This is a genomic window from Corynebacterium sp. ACRPE, from assembly GCF_022347435.1.
Taxonomy (GTDB): domain Bacteria; phylum Actinomycetota; class Actinomycetes; order Mycobacteriales; family Mycobacteriaceae; genus Corynebacterium; species Corynebacterium tuberculostearicum_D.
Map to the genome: position 1 here is coordinate 22,123 of NZ_JAKRNA010000025.1, position 9,704 is coordinate 31,826.

Annotated in this window: 7 protein-coding genes; 4 read left to right on the plus strand and 3 right to left on the minus strand. The window is 58.3% G+C overall.

The features are described 5' to 3' along the window. Positions 1–28: 28 nt before the first annotated feature. Both MHY13_RS10360 and pepN read right to left on the minus strand, forming a co-directional pair. The gene (locus MHY13_RS10360; protein WP_005326023.1) at positions 29–577 is read right to left on the minus strand and encodes an RNA polymerase sigma factor; all 549 of its coding nucleotides are present in this window, start codon (positions 575–577) and stop codon (positions 29–31) included. 82 nt (positions 578–659) lie between these two features. Then, positions 660–3,185 (minus strand): aminopeptidase N, encoded by a 2,526-nt coding sequence (pepN, locus tag MHY13_RS10365; protein WP_239283045.1) that lies wholly within the window; start codon positions 3,183–3,185, stop codon positions 660–662. 491 nt (positions 3,186–3,676) lie between these two features. Here pepN and MHY13_RS10370 point away from each other — a divergent pair, with 491 nt between their 5' ends. The 3 genes from MHY13_RS10370 to MHY13_RS10380 all read left to right on the plus strand — a co-directional run bounded on the left by MHY13_RS10370 (position 3,677) and on the right by MHY13_RS10380 (position 7,696). After that, a complete protein-coding gene (locus MHY13_RS10370; protein ID WP_011113060.1) occupies positions 3,677–5,182 on the plus strand; it encodes an ABC-F family ATP-binding cassette domain-containing protein in 1,506 nt (501 codons plus the stop codon). 424 nt (positions 5,183–5,606) lie between these two features. Then, positions 5,607–7,106: an MFS transporter gene (locus MHY13_RS10375; protein ID WP_049361325.1), complete on the plus strand. Its 1,500-nt coding sequence runs from the start codon at positions 5,607–5,609 to the stop codon at positions 7,104–7,106. A 17-nt stretch (positions 7,107–7,123) separates the two neighbouring features. Next, the gene (locus tag MHY13_RS10380) at positions 7,124–7,696 is read left to right on the plus strand and encodes a TetR/AcrR family transcriptional regulator (RefSeq protein ID WP_021353195.1); all 573 of its coding nucleotides are present in this window, start codon (positions 7,124–7,126) and stop codon (positions 7,694–7,696) included. 281 nt (positions 7,697–7,977) lie between these two features. Here the strand turns inward: MHY13_RS10380 and MHY13_RS10385 are convergent, their stop codons facing one another. Further along, on the minus strand, positions 7,978–8,958 hold the full coding sequence (locus MHY13_RS10385) for an SMI1/KNR4 family protein (RefSeq protein ID WP_049152275.1): 981 nt from the start codon (positions 8,956–8,958) through the stop codon (positions 7,978–7,980). Positions 8,959–9,040: 82 nt separating this feature from the next. Between MHY13_RS10385 and MHY13_RS10390 the strand changes: the two genes are divergently transcribed. After that, positions 9,041–9,442, plus strand: coding sequence for a hypothetical protein (locus MHY13_RS10390; protein ID WP_049152276.1), 402 nt, complete (start codon positions 9,041–9,043; stop codon positions 9,440–9,442). The last annotated feature ends 262 nt before the right edge of the window (positions 9,443–9,704 follow it).

Consider the following 9,704-nt stretch of genomic DNA (forward strand, 5'->3'; position numbering starts at 1 on the left):
ACGCTGACAAACGTCGGTATTAGCAAACTCACCCCATGGCGGCGCGTAGGACTTCCCTCGCTCGGGCGCGGCGGGATTTAATGGTGCCGGGCTTTACCCCTTGGGCGGTGGCAACTTCGCCGACGCGGAACCCGGCGACGTCGGTAAGCACCAGCGCCTCGCGCTGATCCTCGCGCAGCAGCTGCATGGCTTCTCGCACCACCAGCTGCTCCGCAAGGTTTTCGGAAGGGTTATGCGCGAGCAGCGGGTTGCGATCGTCGTCGAAGTCCTCCGCATCTAAAGAAGCATTTTCCCTGTTAGAACGGTGGTTCAAGTAGTCATAGCCAGAATTTTTCACCAGCCGGTGCAGCCAGGTCGAAAGCGCAGACTCGCGGCGATAGGAGTGCAGGTTGCAGCTGGCGCGCAGGAAGGCTTCCTGGACCACATCTTGGGCATCATGATCGTTTCTGGTGTAGCGCCGCGCCACCGTGGTCAGCCGCGTGCGGTGGCGTTCCACGATGGTGGAAAAGGCCTTATTATCCCCCTCAATAAAAGCATCAACTAGTTCTTCGTCACTGCGGTCATGGCTCAGCGTCATATGTAGATTCCCCCCGGATCAACAACTGTTATACACAGTGTGACCCGAGGGGAACTAGGCCGCGAGCGCTAGGCGGTACAGTCTATTGACCAGCCCGCACGCGGAGGGTGCGCCGCAGGTTATCGCGGCATTCCAGCAGGATACGGCGCAGCGCTCCTGGCAGATCCCGGTGGAGCAGGCGCGTGGTGGCGGCATCGGCCATCGGCAATTCTGGGTAGAAGCCACGGATGAGGCGGTTAGCAAGCTCAATCGGGTGGGCGGCCCAGATATCTTCCACGCGAGAGAAGAACTCCTCTGCAAAGGCCTCCTGCAAGCTAGCTGAACGCGGGGCATTGAATCCGGCGACCAGTGCGTCGACCTCGGCATTGGAATATGCGCCGGGCGTGAGCGCCTTATCGAACGCGGAGCGTTTGGTCTCCGGCGTGGGGAAGGCGTGGCTGGCGCCGAGGAATTCGGTAGCGCCGGTCAGCGTATTATCGCGCCGCTTTTCCTCTTCGAGCTCGGCCTGAGTTACGCCATTGCGGGCGGCGAGGGCGCGTAAGATCGACCAGCGGATTTCGGGGTCCAAGCGAAGGCCGGCAATGTCACCGGAGAGCAGGGCCTTAAGGCGCTCGGTGCCGGATTCTTCCGGCGTTGCGGCGAGGGCGCGGATGGCGGCCCGAGCGAGCACCAGCTGGGCATCCGAGGCTGGTTCGGCCTCGTCTAGGTGGCCCCAGATTGCCTCGGCATAGTCGGTACGGACCTGCTCGCGGTCGGCGTCTGCAACATAATGCGCACTGGCAAAGTTGGCATTGGCGCAGGCCGCAGCCAGCAGCGTGGTATTGGTCTCGTAGGCTTCGTGCTTGACGACGACCCCCACATAGTCAATCGCCGACATTTCCCCATCGCGGGTGAGGTTCCACAGGGCGGTCCAGATTACCGCGCGGGTCAATTCATCCTCGATGTCGGTCAGGCGCTCACTCGCTGTGTCTAGGGAGGTCTCGTCGAAGCGGATCTTGGCGTAGGTATGGTCGGCGTCGTTAAGCAGTAGCAATGCAGGGGCCGGAAGGCCTGCCGCTTCATCGATGATGGTGCGGGTGGTGCCATCGCCGGCGGGAAGATCGATGTCGATCTCGCGGTACTTGTGCAGGGACGCATCAAAGAGCGAAGCGGTCAGGCGGTGCGGTCGGGTGACGTCCTCGGCGTCTGCACTGATGGCCAGCTCCGCAATTTTCTCGCCTTCGGTGTGCAACTCCGGGGTGAGGGTATCCGGGCCCCACGTGCGCAGCCAGGCCTGCGACCAGGCATCAAGATCGCGGTCCGTGTGCTTCTTGAGCGCCTGCAGGAGGTCATCAAAGGTGGCGGCGGCGAAGGCGTGCTCCTGGAAGTAGTCGCGCGCACCGGCGTAGAAATTATCGCGGCCGACGTAATGCACCAGCTGCTTGAGAACCGCCGCTCCTTTGGCATAGGTGATGCCATCGAAGTTTTGGCGCGCGGCATCCACGTCCGGGATCTCCGCCTTGATGGGGTGCGTGGTGGGCAGCTGATCCTGCAGGTAGGCCCAATTTTTACGGGCGCCGGCAAAGTTTGCCCAGGCCTCGGTGTAGTCGGTGCCGTGGACGGAAGAATCCGCGCCCATAAATTCCGCGAAGGACTCCTTGAGCCACAGGTCATCCCACCACTGCGGAGTGACCAGATCACCGAACCACATATGGGACATCTCGTGCAGGATGGTATTTGCACGGCCGGCATGCTGCGCGCGGGTGGCGCGGGAGCGGAAAATGTAGTTCTCCGTAAACGTCACCAGGCCGGGATTTTCCATCGCGCCGAGGTTGTATTCGGGTACAAAGATGGAATCGTACTTGCCCCACGGATAGGGATAGCCAAAGTTCTGATGGAAAAAGTCCATGCCTTGGGCAGTAAGCTCCAGGATTTCCTCGTCCAGGTGCTCAAACATGGATGCGCGCGCAAAGGCGCGCAGCTGTGCCGAGTGGCTGCCATCCGGGGCGGTCCACGTGCGCTCTTGGTACCGGTAGGGGCCGGCGGCGAAAGAAGTCAGGTACGTCGACAGCGGCGGGGTTGGCGCAAAAGTAACGGTGGCGAGATCGCCCTCCTCGCTGCGTTCGACTTCCGGTTGGTTGGAAAGGATCTGCCACCTTTTCGGTGCGGTCATGCGCACGTGGAAGACGGCCTTGAGATCCGGCTGCTCCAGGCAGGGGAAGATGCGGCGGGCGTCGGAAGGCTCGAGGTGTGAATACAGGTAGGTCGCGTCATCGGCCTGATCGTGCATCCGATGCAGACCCTGGCCGGTGCGCGAATAGCGCGAGTGGCCGGTGACCTCGATGGCGAGCTCCTCCCCTACCGGCAGGCCGTGCAGCCGGATGATGCTGCCATCAAAGTCCACCTCCTGCGGGGTGCCATTGACCTTGACCTCCGCGACGGATTCGCCCAGGTAATCCAGAAAAAGCTCAGGCTCGCTGCTGCTGAGTTCGAGGCGGGTAGTCACGCGGTAGGTGGGGCTATCGAGTACCTCCGAGAGATCGAGGTGGAGGTGATAGGCGCGCAGGTCCACCGCCGCTGCGCGTTCTTGGAGCAACTCGTGCTGCGTCTTAGTTCGTGGTGCGGTCATATCTACGAACTATAGTTACCGCCGTCACGTAGGGTGCGGGGTTGGGGTCTAAGTTCCGCTGCCTTTTAGAGGCAAACTACCCAGCGGGTATTGGGACCTCGCTGTGGACCAGTTGGATTAGTTTTTGCCGTCTCACACTCTTCAAGTGGCGCAAGATGTCAGTGACCATCAGCAAGCGTTACACCACACTGAGGGATGCAACCTATGGAAACCGTCAGGCGATAACACCACACTCACCACTTTCTGTAAACATAAGGCCTAGACCCCACTAGACGCGTGTAAAACAATGCTAGGAACGGCCATATTTACAGGAAACATTCTGCTCCAAAGCGGCGTAACAATAGGGTGTACTCCAGCAGACATCTATGCGCGCTTCTAAAGTTAGTGAGCATTGACGCACAGATTAGTTCGAGGTACAGTTCCACCCTATGAAGATCCGTTCCTAATTCGACGCTCACCTATTCATCGTTGACTCGAAGGCGGAACACGGCATGCCTATTTCTTTTGCCCACCTCTCTTTCACCTGGCCCGACGGCACTCCCTGTTTTTCGGATTTAAGCGCCACGTTCAGCGCATCTTTCACCGGCCTTGTCGGCGCTAATGGCTCAGGAAAATCGACCCTCGCTAAGGTGCTGGCCGGTATCTATCAACCCACTTCCGGCTCCGTGACGGCCCCTAAAATCGGCTACCTTGACCAAGATTTGGGGCTTAAAGTGACCGACACCATCGCAGACGTATTTAAGGCCCGCGAGATTTTAGATGCCCTAGCGGAGATCGAAGCGGGCAACTACTCCGAGGAACTCGCGGACATCGTTGCTGACAACTGGGATCTCAAGGAAAGGATCCAGGCCGCCCTTAGCGCGTCGGAGCTGAACTTTGCCCTTGATCGCAGTGTCGGCAGCTTGTCGGGAGGAGAGGCCGTCGCTGTGGCGCTGACAGCACTGTTTTTCACCCAACCAGAGATGATCATTCTTGATGAGCCCACGAACAATCTCGACGCCGCCGCCAGGGATCACCTCCTGCATATGATTGACGCTTCCCCGGCACCCATGGTGGTCATCTCGCATGATCGGGAGCTGCTTAACCACGCTGACGAAATAGCTGAGCTCTATCACGGCTCATTACGTATGTTTAGCGGAAACTTTGAGCACTACCATCAAACCATCGCCCACGAGCAGGAAACCGTGCGGGCGGAAGTAAGTGAGGCCAAAGCCTCCTACCGCAAGGAAGTTCGCCAACGTGCCGAGATGCAAACACGGCTCGCCCGTGACGCCCGCCGTGGAAAAAAGTTCGCTACCTCGAAACGCAAGCCCGGCATGGCCATGGGAAACGATAAGAACCGATCCCAGGTCTCGTCAGCCAAACGTGCCAGTGATGCCGCAGCCTCGGTGTCACAGGCTCGGGAAGGTTATGACTCTGCGCAGCTTATGTTGCGGGAGGACACTCATGTTCACATCGAGCTACCCGATACCAGCCTTCCCAATGCCACGCGCGTTCTGGGCAGCGGGCTGTTGACAATCGTCGGCCCCGAACGCGTCCGACTCGCCGGTGCCAATGGCTCGGGGAAAACCACGTTTCTCAACCGGATTGCCAGCGGCGACGTCGACTACGCACTGCCCTGCAGCTACCTACGTCAACGCATCACATTGCCGGCCGAAAAGAGTGTGTGGGAGCTGGTCACGGAAAGCAATCCACAGGCTGACCCGCAGCTTCTCCGCGACAAGCTGGCGCAGCTGTTGTTCCAGAATGACAGTGTCCACACACCGGTGGGACACCTTTCCGGAGGCGAGCGGTTCCGTGCCGAGTTCGCACGCGTACTGCTTACTTCCCCCGCACCGCAGTTCCTGCTACTTGATGAGCCGACAAACAACTTGGATATCCCCACCGCGGACTGGCTTGTCGACGTCCTCTCCGCTTACCACGGAGCGTTACTCGTAGTCAGCCACGATGAATACTTCTGTTCCCGCCTTTCACTGGATCGCACCATCGAGCTCTAAAAGCAATTCGCAATAGGTCAGTCGGCACACGAAAGCGGGCGTATGAACGACACCTCACAAATGTGCTCCGACAGCGCCTCTTTGAACCGTGTCATGACGACATCGTGATTCCCCACATCGTGTACTCCATCGTCCAGTAATGGTGTCCCACTTTTTAAGAGGTTGCTTATTAAGTGCTCAATGTAGGGCAATAATTCTGGAACGAGAATCCGGGTTTTGGCCCGATAAAGTGCAGTAAGTTGCGTTTATTACGGAGTCTTCCGTTTTATTAATAGGGTGTACCCAAATGAGCGCCACGCTCGTAGTCACTGGCCTTAGGCGCCGTGAACAGGGAGTGACGCGGATCTCTCTCGCAGTAGACATAACTACACCATCCATCCGGTACACTTACGTTGTTCACGATTAAACGATTAAGGAGACGCGCATGTCCACGATGACGAAACGGCGACGCTGGTCGCTGCTGGTGACTGTCGGAGCGGGGCTCCTACTGATCACCCTCGACAACTCGATCCTGTACACGGCATTGCCGACACTGACCGAGGACCTTCAGGCATCAAGCACCCAGAGCCTGTGGATCATCAACGCCTACCCCCTGGTGATGGCGGGCCTGCTGCTCGGTAGCGGGACCCTCGGTGATCGCATCGGCCACACGCAGATGTTCGTCGTCGGCCTGGTGATCTTCGGGTTGGCGTCCCTGCTCGCAGCGTTGGCGCCGTCGCCCGAGGTGCTGATCGGTGCACGCGCTGTGCTCGCTGTCGGTGCGGCAGCGATGATGCCGGCAACCCTGGCACTGATCCGCACGTACTTCACGGTCGAGCGCGAGCGGAACCTCGCGATCGCGATCTGGGGCAGCCTCTCCGTGGTGGGTGCCGCGCTGGGCCCCATCCTCGGCGGAACTTTGCTCGAGAACTTCTGGTGGGGCTCGGTGTTCCTGGTGAACGTGCCCGTAGTGGCGCTGGCGCTGGTTGCTACCTGGTTGATCCGCCCGGCCAATGACCCGGATCCTTCGAAGCGCTGGGATGCCGTGTCTTCGATACTGGTGATGATCGGGCTCGTCGGAACGGTGGTGGCCATCAAGGAGATCGGCCACGCGCCCCCGTCTGTCGCGACCATTGTTGTTGCGCTGCTCGTTGCTGCCATCGGGTTCTGGCTCTTCGTGCGCCGTCAGCGGCGCCTGGAGAATCCGCTGCTGGAGTTCTCCATCTTCCTCAACCCGGCGTTCAGTGCTGGCGTGCTCGCCGCGGCGTTCGCGATGTTCGCCATCGGTGGCATCCAGCTTGTCACCACGCAACGGTTCCAGCAGGTCGTCGGCTTCAGTCCGCTGGAGGCTGGGCTTTTGGTTGCCGTGATTGCCGTGGGCTCGTTGCCGACAGCGCTCCTGGGTGGTGCCTTCTTGCACCGTGTCGGGCTGCTCGCGCTGATCACCGGTGGTCTCGCCGTCGCCACCGGCGGCGTCGTGGTGACGGTAGTCGGGTTCCAATCATCCTTCGGCGTGCTGGTTCTCGGCCTTCTGGTGACGGGTGCCGGTCTCGGAGCTGCCATGTCGGTCGCCTCCACCGCCATCATCGGGAACGTGCCGGTGCGCCGTGCAGGCATGGCCGCTTCCCTCGAAGAGGTCTCCTACGAGTTCGGCAGCCTCATCGCCGTGTCCGTGCTCGGAAGCCTGCTCACGGCCATCTATACCGCCAGTGTTGTCCTCCCCAACGGCGCACCGGCGGCGGCTGGTGACGGTATCGCTGAGGCACTGGAGGCGGCGCAGGGAGACGCCGCCATCATTCAGGCGGCCTCCACGGCCTTCGACTCCGCGTACCTCGTCGTGATGCTAGTCGTTGCCGGCGTCCTGGCAGCGGCCACTGTCATCACGGGAGTGCTGCTGCGTCGGTACCTGCCTGGCACGCAGTCGCAGCTGCACTCCGAGCACTGACCACGAAAGGACCGCTCATGCGGACCAGCAAACGAGACTCCATCCTCCAAGCCGCCCTCCACGTTGTCGAAACCGACGGCGTCACGGCCGTCACGTACGAATCGGTGGCCGCCGCCTCCGGACTCACCAAAGGTGGGCTGCTCTACCACTTCCCCTCGAAGGACGCCCTGGTGCTCGCGCTGCACGAGCATCTTGCCGAGCGCTGGGACCACGAGATGATCAACGTCCTGGGCAAGGACCCAGACGAGGCAACGCAGGACGAGCGCGTCGCCGCCTACGCCCGCGTGAGCGCTCGCAGCGCCACTGGCCCCGAGCTGCTGTTCATGCTCGAGGCGAGCACCGACAGCGAGCTCAACAAGCCGTGGAGAAGGGTCATCTCCCGATGGATACCCGACCCTGCCGAGATTGACCCGACTGACCCTCGGGCGCTGCAGAAGATGGTCGCGTACCTTGCCGCCGACGGACTCTGGCTTAGCGAATCCGTCGGAGCCGCCCCCCTTCCGCCCGAACTGCGCGCCGCGCTGGCAGAGCACCTCGCCCACTCCGTTGCGGACGCAGCCGGAACCTCGAGCAACGCGGCGAACCGATGAGCGCATCCATCTCGCAGATCTGAACCGATCCAGGTTCGCTGCCGCTGCCTTTCGCCTTCTCAAGAGGCTGCTCGTTCGCGGCCTCGTCGAGTCAGTGCCATACAGGGGCACCCCAGCGGGACAGTTACGGCGCAGTAGTTTGCTGTTGCCAATAGGCTCGGTCTCGCCATTTTTGCGACACATCTGTCGCACTGGGTGTACCCCATTGTTTAGTAATGGTGTCCTCTACTTTGGGCGATTGCTTTCAAATGCTGGGCGCGGGGACAACAATTCTGGAAAAGCTAGTTTTGGATCTCTCCTTGGCGAAGCCGATCGAAGACGCTACCGGCGTAATTCTCGTCGAGGATGAAACCGTTGTCGGTTTCTTTGAGAACTCCTTCTTTGACTCTGCGATCCCACCACATGATTAAGGATGCGAGCGTGTAGCCGAGTTCGTATTTCTGACCAGGAACTATAAATGAGTTCTTCATGAGTTCTGGGAAGGTTAGTATTTGTCCTTCTCGGCCTCCGTTGGCAAATGTTTCAGGATCGTGTTGGGGCTCAATATGCTGAACAATCCAATACACAACGTCGTAAAAGGTTCGACTTTCAGGGCTATTCTCGGTGATTATTGGATTTAAATCTTTGGTGATGAGCTCTGTGGCCTGTTTTAAAAGCTTTTCGATTCCTGGTGTTGGAGTGGCAGATATCGCCTTTCGGAGAGGTTCAGAAAGGGATCCATATCGAACACCATTGATCCCGATGTTATCCGGCTCTGCATCTTCAACCGTTTCTTCTTGGTCTGGGTAGGGGCCTAGCTTAGACAAGAATGCGTCGACTGATTCTGCAACGGGCATGATGATCCCATCGGGATCGGTATCCACGTACAATACGGCGCCTTCTGGGAAATCTGGCAAGCCGTAGTTAATGACAAAGCATTGATGCATTCCGTCTTCGCTAGCAGCCAAGAGAAGGACTTCTTCGGGAATCTCCCACTCATCCATGAGGAAGGTTGCGTAGTCAATCAAATCAACATGAGCGCCATTGCTTGCTGTGCCGTTGCCGAAGATATCTTCAACAACGACCTCCAAGGTGTCCCCATCAGGCAGGGAAATATCTGTAAGGAAGCATTTTTCTAGGTTGAGGATGCCGCCTCCAGTTTCTGAAAGCAGCATCTTGTAATCATCAGGTAGCTTTTTGCCAAGCTTGCTTTCAAATTCAAGGATGCGTTGACTGTCTGCTGGCTGTGCAGTGTACTCAAAAAGGTTGGCGTAGTTTTTCATGATTGTCCTTTACGATTCGAGGGGTTTACCTCAAAGGGGCGATCAATGGTAGGAGGATCGTGAACTAGATACTGTTGACGGTATGCATATTGATAGCAGTAAAAATGATAATTCTCGCGTAATTAATTTGATAGAGAGATCGGAGATGAACGGGGACCCTGGATTTGATCTATTTTCCCCTCGGCTTGAGCTGAAAGCTCTACGTGAAGCAGACCATAACTTCTTGGAATGTAGGGTGTACGGTCCGGAATTTCCAAATAAATATGTGCCTGAAAGGAGTCCGGACTGGGACACTGCCCGGACGGTAAAACAAGTCTCCGTGCCGAACGGTGCAGATTGCGATACTTGGGTAAAAGTAGCAAACACTCTGATAGATGACACCCTCGCAGAAAGTGATGAAAAGGTTGACAGGGGGCCTGACGCCTGGGGCAGTCTTATCGAATCCCTCGAGAGTCGTGTTATTGAAAGGATTGTTGGCCGCTAGGTCTCTGGCTAAGTTCTTGACTGCGGCGAATCCACCCTTTAATTCTATGTTTGCTTTCGCGCAGCACAGAGAAATCTGCCTCAGCAACGCCCCGCAGATAATCCAGATGAACTTCTAAACTTAGCCACCAGTCTCAAAGAAGGGTTAAGGGTCAAAAAGTGTGTCCGGAATCGCGGATTTTCACGGATTGACCTGTAGGTTTCCGGAAAGTATATGCTCCGGAAGCATATATCTAGCCCCCGACGGGAAATCCTCGGTGTGG